Origin of the sequence: Pseudomonas sp. MB-090624 (assembly GCF_003205245.1) — a bacterium.
Taxonomy (GTDB): domain Bacteria; phylum Pseudomonadota; class Gammaproteobacteria; order Pseudomonadales; family Pseudomonadaceae; genus Aquipseudomonas; species Aquipseudomonas juntendi.
The window spans coordinates 12,730-32,064 of the sequence record NZ_QJRK01000064.1 but is presented as its reverse complement, the minus strand read 5'-3'; the positions used below and the strand labels follow the sequence as shown (position 1 = coordinate 32,064).

The following is a 19,335-nucleotide window of genomic DNA, read 5'->3' as shown; positions in this document are numbered from 1 at the left end:
CAGGCCACTGCCATGAATGCAACTCGCCCTAGTCTCCAGCCCGCCCAGCGCGGGCTTTTTTTCGCCTGGAGAAAACCTATGACCACACCCCGCGGCGTCCGCAATAACAACCCAGGGAACATCGATTTCAACCCGCGCAACGACTGGCAGGGCCAGATCGGCAAGGAGCCTGGTGGCCGCTTCGCCATCTTCGACACGCCAGAGAACGGCATCCGCGCCCTGGGCAAGCTGCTGATCAACTACCGGGGCAAGGACGGCATGCCCGGCGTGGGCGGGAAGGGCATCGACACCGTGCTCGAAACCATCAACCGGTGGGCACCGAGCAACGAGAACGACACCCAGGCCTACGCCGCAGCTGTGGCCAAGCGCATCGGTGTACGCACTACCGATACGATCGACATCCGAAACCCGGCCACGCTGAAATGGATGGTAGTCAGCATCATCATCCACGAAAACGGCGGCAACCCGTACCCGCCGGGGATCATTGATGAAGGCGTGCGGAGGGCGCTGGCATGAAGGCCTGGTTGGCGCGAACTGCAGGAGCCGGCCTGCTGATCCTGCTGGGCATGGTGGTTGGCTCCTGGGCCACCACCAACCATTTCCGCCCGACGCTGGATGCCGTACAGGACGAGGCGATCACCTGTAAGGCGGCCCGGGACAACCTCGCCGGCCTGGCCACAGAGCAGGGGAAGGCCCTGGGCGACCTAACCCTGGCCGCGAACGAGCGACAGGCCAGGGCCGAGGTGGCCGTGAAAGAGGCGGGGAAGCAGGCCCAGGCGGACTATGCCGCGGCGAACCGTCTGCAACAGGAGCGTACTGGTGGCGACCAATGCGCGGCTGCCACATCGATCATCGACAAGGAGCTTGGCCTATGAACTTCGCTGACCAATTCCTGCGAGGGGTGGGGTTGCTCGCAGGCACCGCTCTGCTCGCCGCCTGCGCAGGGAAGGTCGGGCCAGACGTCCAGTACATTCGTGTAGAGGTCCCTGTGCAGGTGCCTTGCCGGGCGCCTGACGTGGCGGTACCACTCTGGGCGGCCGCCGGCCTGCGAAAGACCGACAGCCTGGAGGTGAAGGTGAGGGCATTGCTGGCGGAAAGACGGCAGCGAATTGGGTACGAGCGGCAACTCGTCGCAGCTATCGATGGTTGTAGATGATTTTAACCGGCCGGGAAGATGGATAGTTGGGGTTCGGCCCTCTGTTTTGTGAGGGCCTGGAGGTTAGTATCCGCCTCGATGGCATCAGTGAACCGTCGCATCGCCTCGATCCACTGCTCGGTAAAGTCAATGCACTGCACCACCACGACGTTGCCCGGCGCAAGGCCCAGCTTAGGAAGCGTCAAATGCACCTCTGCCTCAACTTCCGCTTGAGGCCTTCGAGGGCCTGTAGGGTTGATAATTTGCTTCGCTTTGCTGTCTCGGTAGAGCTTCGACTCGGCCGTACCAGCATGAAGAAAGCCGCAGCGCGCTGCGTAAATGTCGACAGCAGCAAGCGGCGAGGCGAACCCCGGCAAAAAATAATCATCGACCCATGCCATGAATTCCTTGCGACCGTGGTCGATACTGGCGCTTGAAAGCCAAGCCATCTTGTCTATTGAGCTGTACATCAGCGATAGGGCATGTATGTCGCAGCCGTTGTAGGTAAGGACTGCGACGGCATGTAAATCAGCTTCAATCGTTCTCATCACAGCTCTTGGAACGGACATAACACCCTCAGTGGTTGTTGCTTGGCCTACCTTGGCAAGCTTGATTTACATCGAATCTATCACAAGACTTGGGGGAGTTGGTTCGGAAGGGCGGGGAACTAGTTGGTGCGGATTGCGCGTACCACTTTTTGTACCAAAACAGGTTTTTTATGGGGGAATCAGGGGGTTTTATGGCCCCTGAAAGCCTTTAAACGCCCCTTTCCCAATACTCCTGCTAATCCGCACATAAGTCCTTACCGGTTTTTCCGTTGGGGAGGTGATGCCCCGGATTAGGGCACCTTAAGGAACTGACCTATGTGCTTTATGAGAGTTTTAGAACAATCTGTTATATGCGGCTGCGGCCTGCGACGCTTTTCTGCCCAATCGCGACACCGGTTTTGCCTTGCCGGAACGGCCCTGTGTCGCGATCGGGCTGCACCGCAGCCCCCGGCTCCATCACTTGCCCCGTATCAGCTTGCGCAGGGCGAACCGGTTAGGATGGCAAGCCTGCGCCACCCTTTGAGGCACCGGCAGCGGCTCCCCGCACACCCACGCGGCCAGCAGTTCCCCACTCAATGGGGCAGTGATCAACCCGCGCGAGCCATGCCCGCTGTTCACATAAAGCCCGCCCAGCCAGGGACAAGGGGCTTGCGGCACCTGCCGCGCATCACGCGCCAGTACCGCGTAGGTGTCGGCAAACGCCTGTGCATCGGCCAGCGGCCCGACAATCGGTAGGTAATCCGGGCTGGTGCAGCGGAATGCCGCCCGCCCTTGCAGGTGCTCAGGGTTCAGCGTTGCCACGCCCAGGCGTTGTGCCAGGTCGGTCGATATCTCGTCCAGCAACGCCAGGTTGCCCTGGTGTTCGGCCACCGTCGGCGCCAGGTTGTCACTGTTGAAATCAAAGCTCGCGCCCAGGGTATGTTCATCACCACGCGGCGGTGCCACGTAGCCCTCGGCGCACACCACGGTGCGCAGTGCCCGGCTGCCGGCGGTGGCCGGCAAGCGGGTGATCTGGCCGCGGATGCGCTTGAGCGGCAACCCGGCACAGGCGTCGAAGCGGCGGACCTCGGCGGCTGCGGCCAGAATCACCACCGGCGCGCTGACCAGCAGGCGCTCGCCGGCCCAGGCTTGCCACTGGTCAGCCACTTTGCGCAGCTCGATGACTTCCTGGTGGGTCACCAGCCGGATACCAGGGTGCTGCAACTGCTGCTGGCACAGGGCAGGCGGGTGGACCCAGCCGCCTTCGGGGTAGAACAGCCCGCCAGCCGGCAGGGCGACCCCGGCGACGGCTTCGGCCTCGGTACGTTGCAGCGCGTGCAGCAGGTCGTGGTCGAACGCGCCAGCCAGTTTGCCCTGGCGCTCGGCTTCCTTGGCGTCGAACGCCAGTTGCAGCACGCCGCAGGCATCCCAGTCCTGGCCCCGCTGCAGGCGTTCGAGCTGGCGCCGGGTGTAGCCGAAGCCGGACAGGATCAGCTGTGACAACGCCGTGCCATGGGCGGATAGCTTGAGGTACAGCACCCCCTGCGGGTTGCCCGAGGCTTCCTGCGCGGGGGCGGCATGGCGTTCCAGCACGGTCACCTGCCAGCCACGCCGGGCCAGGCTGGCCGCGCTGGCGCTGCCGGCGAGCCCGGCGCCGATCACCAGCGCCTGGCGCGGGCCCGGCGTGGCGGGCGGGCGCATACCAGGGGGCGCCTGGGGCGGGCAGGGCGCCGACGTAGGCGCCGCTCATCACTTCCCACTTTTTGCCGATGCCCGGCACCTTCTTCATGGCAAAGCCCGCTTCGACCAGGCTGCGGCGCACCCAGCCGGTGGTGGTGAAGGTGCCCAGCACTGTCCCGGCGTGGGACAGCCGCGCCAGCTGGGCGAACAGCTGCGGGGTCCACATGTCGGGGTTCTTGGCCGGGGCGAAGCCGTCGAGGAACCACACGTCGACCTGTGCATCGAGTTGCGGCAGCTGCGCCAGCACATCGCCGATCAGCAGGGTCAGGGTGACCCGGCCTTCGGCGAAGGTGAACTGCTGAAAGCCGGGGTGCACCGCCACATACTGGGCCAGCAGCGGCTCGGTGTAGGCGGCGAGCTCCGGCCACAGGCGTACGGCGCGGGCCATGTCGGCAGCGCCCAGGGGGTACTTTTCGACACTGACGAAATGCAGGCGTGCACCGCTGGGCGCGTGCTGGTCGAACAATTGCCACGCGCAGAAGAAGTTCATGCCGGTGCCAAAGCCGGTCTCGCCGATCACCAGGCTGCTGTGTGCTGGCAGGTTGGCGAAGCGTTCGGCCAGGCGGGTCTGGCCGAGGAACACATGCTTGGTTTCTTCGATGCCTTCGTTGACCGCGAAATAGACGTCGTCGTACTGCCGCGAATGGGGGCGGCCCTGGTCGTCCCAGTCGATCTGGGCGTGCTGGAGAAGGGTGGATTCAGGCATGGCTGGTTCGCTGGAGATGAGTGGCAGTCGCAAGTGGCAAGTCGCAAGTCGCAAGTGGCAAGTCGCAAGTGGCTAGAAAAAGCAGATGGTGGCATGGCTTACGTTTTCTTGCAGCTTGCAGCTTGCAGCTTGCAGCTTGCAGCTTGCCACTTGCCACTTGCCACTTGCCACTTGCCACTTGCCACTTGCAGCTTGCAGCTTCGAATTCCGCTAGTCTTGGTTATCCATTGAAGGAGCCCATGCATGTTCGAATCCGCCGAAATCGGCCACAGCATCGACAAGGAGGCTTACGACGCCGAGGTGCCCGCGTTGCGCGAGGCCCTGCTCGAAGCCCAGTACGAACTCAAGCAGCAGGCGCGCTTCCCGGTGATCGTGCTGATCAACGGCGTTGAAGGCGCTGGCAAGGGTGAGACGGTAAAGCTGCTGAACGAGTGGATGGACCCGCGCATGATCGATGTGCTGACCTTCGACCAGCAGACCGACGAAGAGCTGGCCCGGCCGCCGGCATGGCGCTACTGGCGGGCCTTGCCGCCGAAGGGGCGGATGGGCGTGTTTTTTGGCAACTGGTACAGCCAGATGCTGCAGGGGCGGGTGCACGGGGTGCTCAAGGATGCCGTGCTCGACCAGGCCATCACCGGGGCCGAACGCCTGGAGCAAATGCTCTGCGACGAAGGTGCGCTGATCATCAAGTTCTGGTTCCACCTGTCCAAGAAACAGATGAAGGCGCGCCTGAAATCGCTGAAGGACGACCCGTTGCACAGCTGGAAAATCAGCCCGCTGGACTGGCAGCAGTCGAAAACCTACGACCGCTTCGTACGCTTTGGCGAGCGCGTGCTGCGCCGCACCAGCCGCGATTATGCACCGTGGCACATCGTCGAGGGGGTCGACCCCAACTACCGTAGCCTGGCGGTGGGGCGCATCCTGCTGGAAAGCTTGCAGGCCGCGCTGGCCAACAACCCCAAGGGCAAGCACCAGGGGAACGTGGCCCCATTGGGGCGTAGCATCGATGACCGCAGCCTGCTGGGGGCGCTGGACTTGAGCGTGCGCCTGGACAAGGCCGATTACCAGGAGCAACTGGTGACCGAGCAGGCCCGCCTTGCCGGGCTGCTGCGGGACAAGCGCATGCGCCGCCATGCCTTGGTGGCGGTGTTCGAAGGCAACGATGCTGCCGGCAAAGGCGGGGCCATCCGCCGGGTGGCCGCTGCGCTGGACCCGCGCCAGTACCGTATCGTGCCGATTGCCGCGCCCACCGAAGAAGAGCGCGCGCAGCCTTACCTGTGGCGCTTCTGGCGGCACATTCCGGCGCGGGGCAAGTTCACCATTTTCGACCGCTCCTGGTATGGCCGGGTGCTGGTGGAGCGGGTAGAGGGGTTCTGCACGCCGGCTGACTGGATGCGCGCCTACAGCGAGATCAATGATTTCGAGGAACAGTTGGTGAACGCCGGGGTGGTGTTGGTCAAATTCTGGCTGGCCATCGACCAGCAGACCCAGCTGGAGCGCTTCGAAGAGCGCGAGCAGATCCCGTTCAAGCGCTACAAGATCACCGAGGATGACTGGCGCAACCGGGACAAATGGGATGACTACGCCCAGGCCGTGGGGGACATGGTCGACCGTACCAGCAGCGAGATTGCGCCATGGACATTGGTAGAGGCCAACGACAAGCGCTGGGCCCGGGTGAAGGTGCTGCGCACCATCAACGAGGCGCTTGAGGCGGCGTTTGCCAAGCACAAGAAGTAGATTGCCGGGTTTGGCCTCAAGCCATGCTGCAAAAGAATGACCTGATGAATTCTTTTCTCGGCACGTTCCCCCGCACCTACTCAGCAAGCCCGTAGAATCAAGCAATCGCCACCACGGGCTTGATCGAGGACTTTATGCATACCACTTCCGGCCGCTGGGGCTATGGCCTGTTCCTGGCACTCTTGACGGCGCTGCTCTGGGGCATTCTGCCGATCAAGCTCAAGCAGGTGCTGCAAGTGGTCGACCCGATCACCGTCACCTGGTACCGCTTGCTGGTCTCGGGCGGCCTGCTGTTTGCCTGGCTGGCGGCCCAGCGGCGATTGCCCTCCATTCGTAAACTGCCAGCAAAGGGCAAGGGCTTGGTGGCCGTTGCGGTCTTCGGCTTGATGGGCAACTACGTGCTGTACCTGATCGGGCTCAACCTGCTAAGCCCAGGTACTGCACAGTTGGTGGTGCAGATTGGCCCGGTGTTGTTGCTGGTGGCCAGTGTGTTCGTATTCCGTGAGCGTTTCAGCCTGGGGCAGGGTGTAGGGCTGCTGGTGCTGCTGGCGGGGTTTGGCCTGTTCTTCAACCAGCGCCTGGACGAACTGCTGACCTCGCTGGGGGCCTACACCACGGGTGTGCTGACCATATTGCTGGCCACCAGCATCTGGGTGTTCTATGCGCTGAGCCAGAAGCAGTTGTTGACGGTGTGGCATTCGCAGCAGGTCATGATGGTGATATACCTCAGTTGCGCCGCGCTGCTCACGCCTTGGGTGCACCCGCTGCAGGCGTTGCAACTGACCCCGGTGCAGGGCTGGCTGTTGCTGGCGTGCTGCCTGAATACCCTGGTGGCTTATGGCGCGTTCGCCGAAGCGCTGGCGCACTGGGAGGCATCACGGGTGAGTGCCACGCTGGCACTGACGCCGCTGGTGACTTTTGTTGCAGTGGCGCTGGCGGCGCTGGTATGGCCTGACTATGTGCACGCTGAAGACATCAATGCGCTGGGCTATGTGGGGGCGGTGACGGTGGTGTTCGGCTCGGCCCTGGTGGCGTTGGGGCCATCGCTGGTGGCCGGCTGGCGGGCCCGCAGGGCGCGGTTGGCCCAGGTCCCTTGATCGCCTGTACTGGCCCCATCGCTGGCAAGCCAGCTCCCACAGGGGTTACCTCAGGCCTGCGCATTGCGCACCCTGTGGGAGATTCTATGGTTCCTGGCAAGGGTAGCCGGAGCAGCATCTTCAGCGCCTGTGAGATCGAGCGCCGCCCGCGCGGCGCAATCGCGAGCTGCGCTCGCTCCTACGTTTGTTTCGGGCCAATTATTCCTGTGGGATTCGCGCGCGGACGCCTTGGTGCATGCCTCAATATCGCGCCGTACAAACAATGCGGCCGCGCGCGCCTGTCACAGGCGTTACTGGCCCGAAACAAACGTAGGAGCGAGCGCAGCTCGCGATTGCGCCGCGCGGGCGGCGCTCGATCTCACAGGCGCTGCCATACCTTGTGGCAAACACCTGTGAGCCCTAAGGCGATCCCTGTGGGAGCTGGCTTGCCAGCGATGGGGCCAGTACAGGCAATCAATAATTTAGCCTTTACCACCCGGTGCCAGCATGTTCTCCGGCCTTACCCACTGGTCGAACTGCTCATTGGTCAGGTACTTCAACTCCAGCGCGGCCTCCCTCAGGGTCTTGCCTTCGCTGTAGGCCTTCTTGGCGATCTCCGCGGCTTTGTCATAACCGATGTGCGGGTTCAACGCGGTCACCAGCATCAACCCGCGTTCCAGGTGTGCGGCCATCTGCTGGGCGTCGGGCTCGATACCCGCCACGCAGTGCTGCTGGAAGTTGCGGCAGCCATCGGCCAGCAACTCGACCGACTGCAACAGGTTGTGGATGATCACCGGCTTGAACACGTTCAACTGCAAATGCCCCTGGCTGGCGGCAAAGCCGATCGCCGCATCGTTGCCCAATACCTGGCACGCCAGCATCGACAGCGCCTCGCACTGGGTAGGGTTGACCTTGCCCGGCATGATCGAGCTGCCCGGCTCGTTGGCCGGCAGGCGTACCTCGGCCAACCCGGCACGCGGCCCGGAGCCCAGCAGGCGCAGGTCGTTGGCGATTTTCATCAGGGCCACTGCCAGGGTTTTCAGCGCGCCGGCCAGGCTGGTCAGCGGTTCATGGCCGGCCAGGGCGGCGAACTTGTTTGGCGCGGTGACGAACGGCAGCCCGGACTCTGCTGCCAGTTCGGCGGCAATGGCTTCGGCAAACCCGTGCGGGGCATTCAGCCCGGTGCCCACGGCGGTACCGCCCTGGGCCAGTTCGCACACGGCCGGCAGGGTGGCACGAATGGCGCGTTGGGCGTAATCCAACTGGGCAACAAAGGCCGATACCTCCTGGCCGAAGGTGATCGGCGTGGCATCCATCATGTGCGTGCGGCCGGTCTTGACCAGTTTGTTGTGCCGCGCCGCCAGTTCGGCCAGCCCGGCCGACAGTTCGCCGATGGCAGGCAGCAGTTTTTCCTGCACGGCCTGCGCCGCGGCAATGTGCATGGCGGTCGGGAAGCAGTCGTTGGAGCTTTGCGAGCGGTTGACATGGTCGTTGGGGTGCACGGGCGTTTTGCCGCCCCGGCCCTGGCCTGCCAGTTCGTTGGCCCGCCCGGCAATCACCTCGTTGACGTTCATGTTGCTTTGGGTGCCGCTGCCCGTCTGCCAGACGACCAGCGGGAACTGGTCGTCGTGCTTGCCCGCCAGCACCTCGTCGGCGGCCTGTTCGATCAGCCGGGCGATGTCGGCCGGCAGGTCGCCATTGCGGTCGTTGACGCGTGCCGCGGCCTTCTTGATCAGCGCCAGGGCGTGCACCACCGCGAGCGGCATGCGTTCCTTGCCGATGGCGAAGTTGATCAGCGAACGCTGGGTCTGCGCACCCCAGTAGGCGTGCTCAGGAACTTCGACCGGGCCCAGGCTGTCTGTCTCGATACGGCTCATTCTGTACTCACTCCTGTGTAGTTCGAATTCGCAGTTTAGGCCTTGATTCGACCGAGCGGTTCAGTCGCTCGTCGTGCCACTTGAGCACCGCGCTACCACGGCGCAGAATGCTCTACTCTGAGGTACCCGCCTCCCTCTCTCTGAAGGAAATGCAATGACCCGTCTCCGTGTCCTTTGTGCCGCCGTTGCCCTGGTTTGCGCCAGCGGCCAGGTACTCGCTGCCACCGCCAGCCACAACGCTGCTGCCGAGAAATTCCTGACCCTGGCCAACGCCGACAAGTTGGGCACCCCGGTGTACATGCAGGTCCAGCAGATGTTCGCCCAGCGCTTCGCCCAGACCAAAGCCCCGGCCAGCAAGCAGCCGGTGCTGGAAAGCTACCAGGCCAAGGCCAACGCCGCGCTGGACAACGCCATTGGCTGGAACAAGCTGAAGCCGAAGATGGTAGACCTGTACACCCAGACCTTCACCGAGCAGGAACTCAAGGACCTGGTCAAGTTCTACGAGTCGCCGCTGGGCAAGAAAGTGTTGCGCGAAATGCCCAAGGTCACCCAGCAGTCGGCGCAGCTGACCCAGCAGAGCCTCGAGCCGGCCGTACCGGTGGTGAACAAGCTGCTCGAAGACATGACCAAAGAGCTGGACCCGAACGCTGGCAAGGCCGCCGCCCCAGCGAAGAAGTGAGTAAGCCGCAATGACCATGCAACAGCGTATCGAACAGCAGCTGGCCAGCCTGGCGCCGCAACACCTGCAAGTGCTCGATGAAAGCCACATGCACAGTCGTGGTCAGGAGACCCACTACAAGGCAGTGATCGTCAGCGAGCAGTTTGCCGGGTTGAACAGCGTCAAGCGCCACCAGAAGGTGTACGCCACCATGGGTGAGCTGATGGGCCAGATCCACGCCCTGGCCATTCATACCTACACCGGCGAAGAGTGGGCCAAGGTCGGCGCTGTACCGGCCTCGCCGGTATGCGCCGGCGGCGGGCACTGAAACCTTGCTGTTGTTCTGGTAGAATCCTGCAAGATCCGGGGGCCGCTTTGCGGCCCTTTCGCGACACGAGGCCGCTGCTACAGCGACTGCACAGCCTGATGGCGGGTGCGGTCCCTGTAGGAGCGGCCTTGTGTCGCGAAAGGGGCGCAAAGCGCCCCCTGTTTTTTTGCCACACCGTCAAACCCGGTCCGCCCCTTACGAGGGCAACCACCTGGAGAACCTGCTTCATGTCCCAAGCCATCGTCGTCGCGGCGCTGTACAAGTTCGTTACCCTGCAAGACTACGTCGAGTTGCGCGAGCCACTGCTCAAAGCCATGCTCGACAACCAGGTCAAGGGCACCCTGCTGCTGGCCCATGAGGGCATCAACGGCACCGTGTCGGCCACCCGCGAAGGCATCGACGGCCTGCTGGCCTGGCTGCGCAGCGACCCACGCCTGGTCGATGTCGACCATAAAGAGTCGTACTGCGACGAACAGCCGTTCTACCGCACCAAGGTCAAGCTCAAGAAAGAGATCGTCACCCTCGGTGTGCCCGGCGTGGACCCCAACCAGGCCGTGGGCACCTACGTCGAGCCCAAGGACTGGAACGCCCTGATCAGCGACCCGGAAGTGCTGCTGATCGACACCCGCAACGACTACGAAGTGGCCATCGGCACCTTCAAGGGCGCCATCGACCCCAAGACCGAAACCTTCCGCGAGTTCCCCGAGTACATCAAGGCCAACTTCGACCCCAGCAAGCACAAGAAGGTAGCCATGTTCTGCACCGGCGGCATCCGCTGCGAAAAAGCCTCCAGCTATATGCTCGGTGAAGGCTTCGAGGAGGTCTATCATCTCAAGGGCGGCATCCTGAAGTACTTCGAGGAAGTGCCTCAGGAACAAAGCCTGTGGGATGGTGACTGCTTCGTCTTCGACAACCGCGTCACGGTGCGCCATGACCTGAGCGAGGGCGAGTACGACCAGTGCCACGCCTGCCGCCACCCGATCAATGCCCAGGAGCGCGCGTCCGAGCACTATTCGCCAGGTGTCAGCTGCCCGCATTGCTGGGACACCCTGAGCGAAAAGACCCGCCGCAGCGCCATCGACCGGCAGAAGCAGATCGAGCTGGCCAAGGCGCGCAACCTGCCGCACCCGATCGGTTACAACTACAAAGCCGAGGCCTGATGCATGTCTGCCCGCCTGATCTATGTGATGGACCCGATGTGCTCCTGGTGCTGGGGTTTCGCGCCAGTGGCCGCGGCCCTGATCGCCCAGGCGCATGAGGCGGGTGTGCCCACCCACCTGGTGGTGGGCGGGCTGCGCACGGGCGGCAGTGCGCTGGACAGCGCCACGCGCAAGTACATCCTCGAACACTGGCAGGCGGTGGCCGACGCCACGGGCCAGGCGTTCCGCTTCGAAGGGGCCATGCCGGACGGTTTCGTCTACGACACCGAGCCGGCCTGCCGCGCCCTGGTCAGCGCCCGCGAACTGGCTGGCGAGCGCGTCTGGCCGCTGCTGGCGCTGATCCAGCGCGCGTTCTACGAGCAGGGCATGGACGTGACCACTGCACCACAGCTGGTCGACCTAGCTGAACAAGCCGGTTTCGACCGTGCCGCATTCGCCGCCACCTTCGCCCAGGCCGATACCCGCGCCGCCACCGCGGCCGATTTCGTCTGGGCCCAGGACCTGGGCATCGCCGGTTTTCCGACCCTGCTCGCCGAGCGCAACGGCCAACTGGCGCTGTTGACCAACGGCTACCAGCCGTTGGAGCGCCTGCAACCATTGCTCGGCCGCTGGCTGCAGCAGGCCACCTGTGCTTGACCTGCCTGGGTCCCCCGACCCGGTACCGGGCAAGCCCTGCACGGCGGCTGATCGGCTGAGCTGGGCGGAAATCCGCCGGCTGGCCCTGCACCACCGCAAGCAGCTCTGGTCGGCCAACCTGATCGCCGTGCTCGCGGCCTGCTGCAGCGTGCCCATCCCGCTGTTGCTGCCGTTGCTGGTAGACGAAGTGCTACTCGGCCATGGCGATGCGGCACTGAAGTGGATGAACCACCTGCTGCCGTCGGGCTGGCAGGTGGCTGCCGGCTACATCGGCCTGATGCTGTGCCTTACCCTGTGCCTGCGCCTGGCCGCGTTGGCCTTCAACGTGGTGCAGGCCAAATTGTTCGCCGGCCTGGCCAAGGACATCGTCTACCGCCTGCGCATCCGCCTGATCGAGCGGCTCAAGCGTATTTCGCTGCAGGAATACGAAAGCCTGGGCAGTGGCACGGTCACCACGCACCTGGTCACCGACCTGGACACCCTCGACAAGTTCGTGGGCGAAACCCTTAGCCGCTTCCTGGTGGCCATGCTCACCTTGACCGGCACGGCCGCCATCCTGATCTGGATGCACTGGCAACTGGCGTTGCTGATCCTGCTGTTCAACCCGCTGGTGATCTACTTCACAGTGCAGTTGGGCAAACGCGTCAAGCACCTCAAAAAGCTCGAGAACGACAGCACCGCGCGGTTCACCCAGGCCCTGGCGGAAACCCTCGATGCGATACAGGAAATACGCGCCGGCAACCGCCAGGGCTATTTCCTCGGCCGGCTGGGCCTGCGCGCCCGCGAAGTGCGCGACTATGCCGTCGACTCGCAATGGAAAAGCGACGCCAGTGGCCGCGCCAGTGGTTTGCTGTTCCAGTTCGGTATCGATATTTTCCGCGCGGCGGCCATGCTGACCGTGCTGTTTTCCGACCTGTCGATCGGCCAGATGCTGGCGGTGTTCAGCTACCTGTGGTTCATGATCGGCCCGGTCGAGCAGTTGCTCAACCTGCAATACGCCTACTATGCCGCCGGCGGCGCCCTCAACCGCCTCAACGAGCTGCTGGCGCGGGCCGACGAGCCGCAGTACCCGGCGGCCAGCGACCCGTTCGCCGGCCGTGACACGGTCGGTATCGAGGTGCGTGACCTGCGTTTTGCCTATGCCGATGAGCCCGTGCTCGACCACCTCGACCTGTCGATCGCGCCGGGTGAGAAGGTGGCCATTGTCGGTGCCAGCGGCGGCGGCAAGAGCACCCTGGTGCAACTGCTGCTGGGCTTGTACAGCGCCCAGGCCGGGACCATCCGCTTTGGCGGGGCCAGCTTGCAGGAAATCGGCCTGGAAACCCTGCGCGAAAACGTGGCAGTGGTACTGCAGCACCCATCGCTGTTCAATGACACCGTGCGTGCCAACCTCACCATGGGCCGTGACTGCAGTGACGAGGCCTGTTGGCAGGCGCTGCGCATCGCCCAGCTGGACGCCACCATCGCCGCCTTGCCGCAGGGCCTGGACAGTGTGGTGGGGCGGTCGGGTGTGCGCCTGTCCGGCGGCCAGCGCCAGCGCCTGGCCATCGCCCGCATGGTGCTGGCCGAGCCCAAGGTGGTGATCCTCGACGAGGCCACGTCGGCGCTGGACGCGGCCACCGAATACAACCTGCACCAGGCCTTGGCGCGCTTCCTCAGTGGCCGCACCACGCTGATCATCGCCCACCGCCTGTCGGCCGTGAAACAGGCCGACCGGGTGCTGGTGTTCGATGGTGGGCATGTGGCGGAAGATGGCGACCACCAGCAGCTGATTGCCGAAGGCGGGTTGTATGCCAAGCTGTACGGGCATCTGCAGCAGAGCTGAATCCTGGGCCGACCCAGGCTGCGCAAAGCCCCCCGCTGCCTTGTCATAAATCCCCTTCACAGCGATGGCAAATGGCCTACGCTGTGCTTGTCTGGGTCGATTTGCGCCTTATCTGCTCTGTGACAGGGACTCCATGAAGGGACATCGCACACTCGAAGCGCCAAAGCTGCTGGGCATTACCTGGCCCTTCATCGCCGTCGTGGTCTTCCAGGTGGCGCTGGGTAGTCTCAGCCTGTACACGCTGTCGTCCGTGCGCGCTTACGTTGCGGGCGAGAGTTTGTGGTCCAAGGCGCAGAAAGATGCCATCTATTACCTCAACCTGTACGCCGAGACCCGCGACGAGAGTACCTACCAGCGCTATCGCCAGGCCATAACCGTGCCCCAGGGCGACCAGAAGGTGCGCGAGTTGCTCGACCAGCCGCACCCCGACCTGGAAGCCGCGCGCCAGGCGGTACTTCAGGGCGGCAACCACGCCGACGATGTGCAACGCATCATCTGGTTCTACCGCAACTTCCGCAACATCAGCTACATGCAGACCGCCATCGACTACTGGAATGTCGGTGACGATTACCTGGAGAAGCTGGATGTGCTGGCAGGCGAGATGCACCAGCGCTTCGCTGCAGGCCCAGTGGACGCCGCTGCGGTCGAGGCATGGAAAGCGCGCATCGTCAGCATCAACGAAGGGGTAACGCCGGCGGCCAAGGCCTTCAGCGATGCGCTGGGCGAAGGGTCGCGCATGCTGCTGCGGGTGCTGCTGTTCACCAACCTGCTGACGGCCATGTTCCTGATCAGCATTGCCTGGCGCCGCTCGAGCAAGCTGCTGGCCCAGCGCCAGGCCTTCGCCAGTGCCCTGCAGGAAGAAAAAGAGCGGGCGCAGATTACCCTGCAGGCTATCGGCGACGCGGTGATAACCACCGATGTGGAGGGCTGCATCGGCTACATGAACCCGGCCGCCGAACAGCTGACCCACTGGCAGGCCGCGCAGGCCCAAGGGTTACCGCTTTCGGCATTGTTCAGCCTGGTCGACGAGCACGCCGAAGAAAACGGCACCAGCCTGGTCGAACAGGTGCTAAACGGCAGCCTCAATGGCGGCGCCGAGCATGCGCGGCTGATCCAGCGCCTGGACGGCAGCACGGTATCGATCAACCTGGTGGGCTCGCCGATCGTCAATGACGGCCAGGTTGCCGGCATTGTGCTGGTGCTGCACGACATGACCCAGGAGCGCCAGTACATTGCCAACCTGTCCTGGCAGGCTACCCATGATGCGCTGACCGGGCTGGCCAACCGCCGCGAGTTCGAATACCGCCTGGAGCAGGCGCTCAATGGCCTGGCCCGCCAGGCCGGGCGGCATTCACTGATGTTCCTGGACCTGGACCAGTTCAAGCTGGTCAATGACACCTGCGGCCACGCCGCTGGCGACGAACTGCTGCGGCACATCTGTGCCGTGCTGCAGTCTGGCCTGCGTGAGGGCGACACCTTGGCGCGGCTGGGGGGCGACGAATTTGGCGTGTTGCTGGAAAACTGCCCCAGCGACCAGGCCGAGCGCATCGCCGAGCAACTGCGCCAGCTGGTGCAAAGCCTGCACTTCGTGTGGAAAGGCCGCCCGTTCGTGACCACGGTCAGCATAGGCCTGGTGCACATGGCCCAGGCCCCCAGCACCCTTGAAGCCTCGTTACGTGCCGCGGACATGGCCTGCTACATGGCCAAGGAAAAAGGCCGCAACCGCGTACAGGTGTACCACGCCGACGACAGCGAGCTGTCCATGCGCTTTGGCGAAATGGCCTGGATACAGCGTTTGCATGTTGCCCTGGAAGAGAACCGGTTTTGCCTGTACGCGCAGGAAATCGCCCCGCTGAAAACCTTCGAGGGGCCGGGCCATATCGAAATTCTGCTGCGCCTGCACGACGAAAGCGGCCGCACCATCCTGCCCAGCAGCTTCATTCCGGCCGCCGAACGCTACGGCCTGATGACGGCGCTGGACCGCTGGGTGGTGCGCAATGTATTCATGGTCATCCGCCAGTGCCTGGACGAGGGGCGGGAAGGGCCGCTGTCGACCTGCGCGATCAACTTGTCGGGGTCGAGCATCGGCGATGACAAGTTCCTGGAATACCTGCAGCGGCTATTTGTCGAGTACGCCATTCCGCCGCGGATGATCTGCTTCGAAATCACCGAAACCAGCGCCATCGCCAACCTGGGTAGCGCCATCCGCTTCATCAACGAGTTCAAGGGCCTGGGTTGCCGCTTCTCGCTCGATGATTTCTGCGCCGGCATGTCCTCGTTCGCCTACCTCAAGCATTTGCCCGTGGATTACCTCAAGATCGACGGTAGTTTCGTCAAGGACATGCTCGACGACCCGGTCAACCGGGCCATGGTCGAAGTCATCAACCATATCGGCCATGTGATGGGCAAGCGCACCATCGCCGAGTTTGTCGAAACGCCCCTGATCGAGCAGGCCCTGCAGGAAATTGGCGTGGATTACGCCCAGGGCTACCTGATCGAACGCCCCCAGGTGTTCACCTGTGACAGTCTGCAGCGCCAACGGATCGCCGCCCGGCCTCTGTTGCAGCGTGCACCTGGCACCTTTCGTTAGCTGGAAATCACAAGGACCAAGGAGCTGAAAGTGATTGATGCATTCGTTCGTATCGGGCCGTTGATGGACCCGGCCAGTTACCCCCAATGGGCTCAGCAACTGATTGAAGATTGCCGCGAGAGCAAGCGCCGGGTCGTGGAGCATGAGTTCTATGCACGCCTGCGCGATGGCCAGCTGAAGCAATCGACCATTCGCCAGTACCTGATTGGCGGCTGGCCGGTGGTGGAGCAGTTCTCGCTGTACATGGCCCACAACCTGACCAAGACCCGCTACGGTCGGCACCAGGGTGAGGACATGGCACGGCGCTGGCTGATGCGCAATATCCGGGTCGAGCTCAACCATGCCGATTACTGGGTGAACTGGTGCCAGGCGCATGGTGTGCACCTGCACGACCTGCAGGCCCAGGACGTGCCGCCGGAGCTCAACGGCCTGAACGACTGGTGCTGGCGGGTGTGTGCCACCGAGAACCTGGCCATTGCCATGGCCGCGACCAACTATGCCATCGAAGGCGCGACGGGCGAATGGTCGGCAGTGGTGTGTTCGACCGACACCTACGCCATGGGCTTCCCGGAGGAAGGGCGCAAGCGGGCGATGAAATGGCTGAAGATGCACGCCCAGTATGACGATGCGCACCCGTGGGAAGCGCTGGAAATCATCTGTACCCTGGCCGGCGAGAACCCCAGCCTGGGCTTGCGCACCGAGTTGCGCAGGGCGATCTGTAAGAGCTACGACTGCATGTTCCTGTTCCTGGAACGGTGCATGCAGCTTGAGGGGCGCCAGCAGGGGCGTATGCGCCCGGCGTTGGCCGCCGGGTAGGCCCGGCCCGCTGCGAAGCAAGGCCGCGATGGGCCGCGCTGCGGCCCCCGCAATCCCAGTCGTTACTGGGCGTTCAGCGCCTGCCCATTCACGGCCTTGCTGTCCGGCCCCATGAGGTACAGGTACACGGGCATGATTTCTTCAGGCAGCGGGTTGTTCTGCGGGTTCTCGCCAGGGTAAGCCTGCGCCCGCATCGCTGTGCGCGTGGCCCCGGGGTTGATGCTGTTGGCCCGCACCGGCGCCACGCCTTCCAGTTCGTCGGCCAGGGTCTGCATCAGGCCCTCGGTGGCGAACTTCGACACGCCGTAGGCGCCCCAGTAGGCACGGCCCTTGCGCCCCACGCTGCTGCTGGTGAACACCACCGAGGCGTCTTCCGACAGCTTCAGCAGCGGCAGCAGGGTGCTGGTGAGCATGAACGTGGCATCGACGTTGATGTGCATCACGCGCATGAAATGATCGCCTGACAACTGTTCCAGCGGCGTGCGCGGGCCGATGATCGAGGCGTTGTTGAGCAGGCCGTCAAGGCGGCCGAACTGCTCTTCGATCATGACCGCCAGGTCGTCGTACTCATGTGCCTGCGCGGTTTCCAGGTTGAACGGAACGACCACCGGCTGCGGATGCCCGGCGGCCAGGATCTGGTCGTAGACCTCGTTCAGGTTGGCTTCGGTCTTGCCCAGTAACAGCACGGTGGCGCCCAGCGCGGCGTAGGCCTTGGCAGCAGCAGCGCCGATGCCGCGGCCGGCACCGGTAACCAGGATGACCCGGCCTTTGAGCAGGTCGGGGCGGGCGGTGTAGTCGAACATGGTTCTGTCCTTGATTCGGGGCTTTTAGCTTCAAGCTACAAGCTACAAGCTACAAGAAAAAGCTGGGCGATGTGGGCTGCTGCAGCTTGTGGCTTGCAACTTGCAACTTGCAACTTGCAACTTCAGCAGCTTCAGCAGCTTCAGCAGCTTCAGCAGCTTCAGCAGCTTCAGCAGCTTCAGCAGCTTCAGCAGCCGCACAACGCGCTGTCGATCACCTTGCGCAGGTCCAGCGGGTGGTCCACCACCACGTCGGCGCCCCAGTGGTTGGGGTTGTCTTCTGGGTGAATATAGCCGTAGCGCACCGCGGCGGTACGGGTGCCGGCGTCACGGCCCGACTCGATGTCGCGCAAGTCGTCGCCGACGAACAGCACGCTGGCCGGGTCCAGGTTCAGGGTGTTGCAGGCCAGGATCAGCGGCTCCGGGTCCGGCTTGCTGTTTTTCACATGGTCCGGGCAGATCAGCAGCGCCGAACGCTCGGCCAGGCCCAGTTGCTGCATGATCGGCTCGGCGAAGCGCACCGGTTTGTTGGTGACCACGCCCCACAGCAGCTTGCCTTTCTCGATGTCGGCCAGCAGTTCGGCCATGCCGTCGAACAGCTTGCTGTGCACCGCGCAGTCGCGCTGGTAGCGCTCGAGGAACTCCAGGCGCAGGGCCTCGAAGCCTTCGGCTGCAGGGTCCATGGCGAAGGTGGCGGCGACCATGGCCCGCGCACCGCCGGAAATCACCCCGCGGATCAGCGTGTCATCGACCGGCGGCAGGCCGCGTTCGGCGAGCATGGCCTGGCAGATGGCGATGAAGTCCGGCGCCGTGTCGAGCAGGGTGCCGTCCATGTCGAAGAGTACCGCTCGCAAACGCATGCTCATTCCTCGCGCAGGGTCTGGATCATGTAGTTGACGTCGACGTCGCTGCTCAGCTTGTAGTGCTTGGTCAGCGGGTTGTAGGTCAGGCCGATGATGTCCTTGACCTGCAGGCCGGCATCACGGCTCCACGCGCCCAGTTCGGAGGGGCGGATGAACTTCTTGAAGTCATGGGTGCCGCGCGGCAGCATCTTCAGGATGTACTCGGCGCCAACGATGGCCAGCAGGTAGGCCTTGGGGTTGCGGTTGATGGTGGAGAAGAACACCTGGCCGCCCGGCTTGACCATGCGGTAGCAGGCACGGATCACCGACGACGGGTCGGGTACGTGCTCGAGCATTTCCAGGCAGGTGACCACATCGAATTGTTCAGGCATTTCTTCGGCCAGCGCTTCGGCGGTGATCTGCCGGTACTCCACCTGCACGCCAGACTCCAGCTGGTGCAGCTGGGCCACGGCCAGCGGCGCCTCGCCCATGTCGATACCGGTAACGCTGGCGCCGCGCAGGGCCATGGCTTCGCTGAGGATGCCGCCGCCGCAACCTACGTCCAGCACCTTCTTGCCGGCCAGGCTGGCGCGTTCGTCGATCCAGTTGACGCGCAGCGGGTTGATTTCATGCAGCGGCTTGAACTCGCTTTCACGGTCCCACCAGCGGTGGGCCAGCGCTTCGAACTTGGCGATTTCGGCGCGGTCGACGTTGCTCATTGGGCAGTCCTCAGAAGCTTGGCTATTAAGCTGCAAGCTGCAAGCCCCAGGCAGCAAGAAAAAGCAGACCTTGTACGCATTCGCTTTTTCCTGCCGCTCGTAGCTTGCGGCTTGCGCTCGAAAAGGCCGGAGTATACCCGAGCGCTCGGCCCCCAGGCTCGCT

17 protein-coding genes and 1 pseudogene are annotated in these 19,335 nt (G+C 63.7%); 12 read left to right on the top strand and 6 right to left on the bottom strand.

Translation table 11 applies throughout. From position 1 onward, the window contains the following. The first annotated feature begins 78 nt into the window (after window positions 1–78). The 3 genes from DMX12_RS26525 to DMX12_RS30090 are packed head-to-tail and all read left to right on the top strand — an operon-like array spanning window position 79 to window position 1,156. Window positions 79–516, top strand: a complete 438-nt coding sequence (locus tag DMX12_RS26525) for a structural protein P5 (RefSeq protein ID WP_110679878.1) — start codon at window positions 79–81, stop codon at window positions 514–516. After that, complete coding sequence (locus tag DMX12_RS26520; RefSeq protein ID WP_102082347.1) at window positions 513–875, top strand: hypothetical protein; 363 nt, start codon at window positions 513–515, stop codon at window positions 873–875. The genes DMX12_RS26525 and DMX12_RS26520 overlap by 4 nt, the downstream gene beginning before the upstream one ends. Then, window positions 872–1,156 carry a hypothetical protein gene (locus tag DMX12_RS30090; RefSeq protein WP_110679877.1) on the top strand — a complete coding sequence of 95 codons (285 nt, stop codon included), beginning with the start codon at window positions 872–874 and terminating at the stop codon, window positions 1,154–1,156. The genes DMX12_RS26520 and DMX12_RS30090 overlap by 4 nt, the downstream gene beginning before the upstream one ends. A gap of 2 nt (window positions 1,157–1,158) precedes the next feature. Here DMX12_RS30090 and DMX12_RS26510 read toward each other — a convergent pair whose 3' ends face one another. Continuing rightward, a complete protein-coding gene (locus DMX12_RS26510) occupies window positions 1,159–1,683 on the bottom strand; it encodes a hypothetical protein (protein ID WP_110679876.1) in 525 nt (174 codons plus the stop codon). 456 nt (window positions 1,684–2,139) lie between these two features. Continuing rightward, window positions 2,140–4,108, bottom strand: a pseudogene (gene mnmC / locus DMX12_RS26505) (bifunctional tRNA (5-methylaminomethyl-2-thiouridine)(34)-methyltransferase MnmD/FAD-dependent 5-carboxymethylaminomethyl-2-thiouridine(34) oxidoreductase MnmC). Between the two features lie 243 nt (window positions 4,109–4,351). Here mnmC and pap point away from each other — a divergent pair. Beyond that, the gene (gene pap, locus DMX12_RS26500; RefSeq protein WP_009681696.1) at window positions 4,352–5,845 is read left to right on the top strand and encodes a polyphosphate:AMP phosphotransferase; all 1,494 of its coding nucleotides are present in this window, start codon (window positions 4,352–4,354) and stop codon (window positions 5,843–5,845) included. A 134-nt stretch (window positions 5,846–5,979) separates the two neighbouring features. Further along, window positions 5,980–6,942 carry a DMT family transporter gene (locus DMX12_RS26495; protein ID WP_054912801.1) on the top strand — a complete coding sequence of 321 codons (963 nt, stop codon included), beginning with the start codon at window positions 5,980–5,982 and terminating at the stop codon, window positions 6,940–6,942. Window positions 6,943–7,403: 461 nt separating this feature from the next. Here the strand turns inward: DMX12_RS26495 and DMX12_RS26490 are convergent, their stop codons facing one another. Further along, the gene (locus DMX12_RS26490) at window positions 7,404–8,798 is read right to left on the bottom strand and encodes a class II fumarate hydratase (protein ID WP_009686016.1); all 1,395 of its coding nucleotides are present in this window, start codon (window positions 8,796–8,798) and stop codon (window positions 7,404–7,406) included. Window positions 8,799–8,952: 154 nt separating this feature from the next. Between DMX12_RS26490 and DMX12_RS26485 the strand changes: the two genes are divergently transcribed. From DMX12_RS26485 to DMX12_RS26455, 7 genes are all read left to right on the top strand, one after another. Further along, window positions 8,953–9,477: a DUF2059 domain-containing protein gene (locus DMX12_RS26485; protein ID WP_009686015.1), complete on the top strand. Its 525-nt coding sequence runs from the start codon at window positions 8,953–8,955 to the stop codon at window positions 9,475–9,477. Window positions 9,478–9,487: 10 nt separating this feature from the next. Further along, window positions 9,488–9,784, top strand: coding sequence for a BolA family transcriptional regulator (locus DMX12_RS26480; RefSeq protein ID WP_110679875.1), 297 nt, complete (start codon window positions 9,488–9,490; stop codon window positions 9,782–9,784). 227 nt (window positions 9,785–10,011) lie between these two features. Then, window positions 10,012–10,944 carry a rhodanese-related sulfurtransferase gene (locus tag DMX12_RS26475; RefSeq protein WP_009686013.1) on the top strand — a complete coding sequence of 311 codons (933 nt, stop codon included), beginning with the start codon at window positions 10,012–10,014 and terminating at the stop codon, window positions 10,942–10,944. Window positions 10,945–10,947: 3 nt separating this feature from the next. Further along, on the top strand, window positions 10,948–11,580 hold the full coding sequence (locus tag DMX12_RS26470; protein ID WP_110679874.1) for a DsbA family protein: 633 nt from the start codon (window positions 10,948–10,950) through the stop codon (window positions 11,578–11,580). Further along, window positions 11,573–13,405, top strand: coding sequence for an ABC transporter ATP-binding protein (locus DMX12_RS26465; protein ID WP_029886223.1), 1,833 nt, complete (start codon window positions 11,573–11,575; stop codon window positions 13,403–13,405). The genes DMX12_RS26470 and DMX12_RS26465 overlap by 8 nt, the downstream gene beginning before the upstream one ends. A gap of 133 nt (window positions 13,406–13,538) precedes the next feature. Beyond that, the gene (locus tag DMX12_RS26460; RefSeq protein WP_110679873.1) at window positions 13,539–15,995 is read left to right on the top strand and encodes an EAL domain-containing protein; all 2,457 of its coding nucleotides are present in this window, start codon (window positions 13,539–13,541) and stop codon (window positions 15,993–15,995) included. Between the two features lie 30 nt (window positions 15,996–16,025). Beyond that, complete coding sequence (locus DMX12_RS26455) at window positions 16,026–16,811, top strand: TenA family transcriptional regulator (RefSeq protein ID WP_054890379.1); 786 nt, start codon at window positions 16,026–16,028, stop codon at window positions 16,809–16,811. Between the two features lie 62 nt (window positions 16,812–16,873). Here DMX12_RS26455 and DMX12_RS26450 read toward each other — a convergent pair whose 3' ends face one another. The 3 genes from DMX12_RS26450 to ubiG form a co-directional block, all read right to left on the bottom strand. Beyond that, on the bottom strand, window positions 16,874–17,614 hold the full coding sequence (locus DMX12_RS26450) for a YciK family oxidoreductase (RefSeq protein WP_054912794.1): 741 nt from the start codon (window positions 17,612–17,614) through the stop codon (window positions 16,874–16,876). Window positions 17,615–17,799: 185 nt separating this feature from the next. Further along, a complete protein-coding gene (gene mupP, locus DMX12_RS26445; protein WP_029886220.1) occupies window positions 17,800–18,471 on the bottom strand; it encodes an N-acetylmuramic acid 6-phosphate phosphatase MupP in 672 nt (223 codons plus the stop codon). A 2-nt stretch (window positions 18,472–18,473) separates the two neighbouring features. Next, window positions 18,474–19,172 (bottom strand): bifunctional 2-polyprenyl-6-hydroxyphenol methylase/3-demethylubiquinol 3-O-methyltransferase UbiG, encoded by a 699-nt coding sequence (gene ubiG, locus DMX12_RS26440; protein WP_009686004.1) that lies wholly within the window; start codon window positions 19,170–19,172, stop codon window positions 18,474–18,476. Window positions 19,173–19,335 lie beyond the last annotated feature (163 nt).

Bases quoted from the DNA above. Each gene is read 5' to 3' on its own strand.
- DMX12_RS26525 (WP_110679878.1), top strand. From the start codon at position 79: ATGACCACACCCCGCGGCGTCCGCAATAACAACCCAGGGAACATCGAT.
- DMX12_RS26520 (WP_102082347.1), top strand. From the start codon at position 513: ATGAAGGCCTGGTTGGCGCGAACTGCAGGAGCCGGCCTGCTGATCCTG.
- DMX12_RS30090 (WP_110679877.1), top strand. From the start codon at position 872: ATGAACTTCGCTGACCAATTCCTGCGAGGGGTGGGGTTGCTCGCAGGC.
- DMX12_RS26510 (WP_110679876.1), bottom strand. From the start codon at position 1,683: ATGAGAACGATTGAAGCTGATTTACATGCCGTCGCAGTCCTTACCTAC.
- pap (WP_009681696.1), top strand. From the start codon at position 4,352: ATGTTCGAATCCGCCGAAATCGGCCACAGCATCGACAAGGAGGCTTAC.
- DMX12_RS26495 (WP_054912801.1), top strand. From the start codon at position 5,980: ATGCATACCACTTCCGGCCGCTGGGGCTATGGCCTGTTCCTGGCACTC.
- DMX12_RS26490 (WP_009686016.1), bottom strand. From the start codon at position 8,798: ATGAGCCGTATCGAGACAGACAGCCTGGGCCCGGTCGAAGTTCCTGAG.
- DMX12_RS26485 (WP_009686015.1), top strand. From the start codon at position 8,953: ATGACCCGTCTCCGTGTCCTTTGTGCCGCCGTTGCCCTGGTTTGCGCC.
- DMX12_RS26480 (WP_110679875.1), top strand. From the start codon at position 9,488: ATGACCATGCAACAGCGTATCGAACAGCAGCTGGCCAGCCTGGCGCCG.
- DMX12_RS26475 (WP_009686013.1), top strand. From the start codon at position 10,012: ATGTCCCAAGCCATCGTCGTCGCGGCGCTGTACAAGTTCGTTACCCTG.
- DMX12_RS26470 (WP_110679874.1), top strand. From the start codon at position 10,948: ATGTCTGCCCGCCTGATCTATGTGATGGACCCGATGTGCTCCTGGTGC.
- DMX12_RS26460 (WP_110679873.1), top strand. From the start codon at position 13,539: ATGAAGGGACATCGCACACTCGAAGCGCCAAAGCTGCTGGGCATTACC.
- DMX12_RS26450 (WP_054912794.1), bottom strand. From the start codon at position 17,614: ATGTTCGACTACACCGCCCGCCCCGACCTGCTCAAAGGCCGGGTCATC.
- mupP (WP_029886220.1), bottom strand. From the start codon at position 18,471: ATGCGTTTGCGAGCGGTACTCTTCGACATGGACGGCACCCTGCTCGAC.
- ubiG (WP_009686004.1), bottom strand. From the start codon at position 19,172: ATGAGCAACGTCGACCGCGCCGAAATCGCCAAGTTCGAAGCGCTGGCC.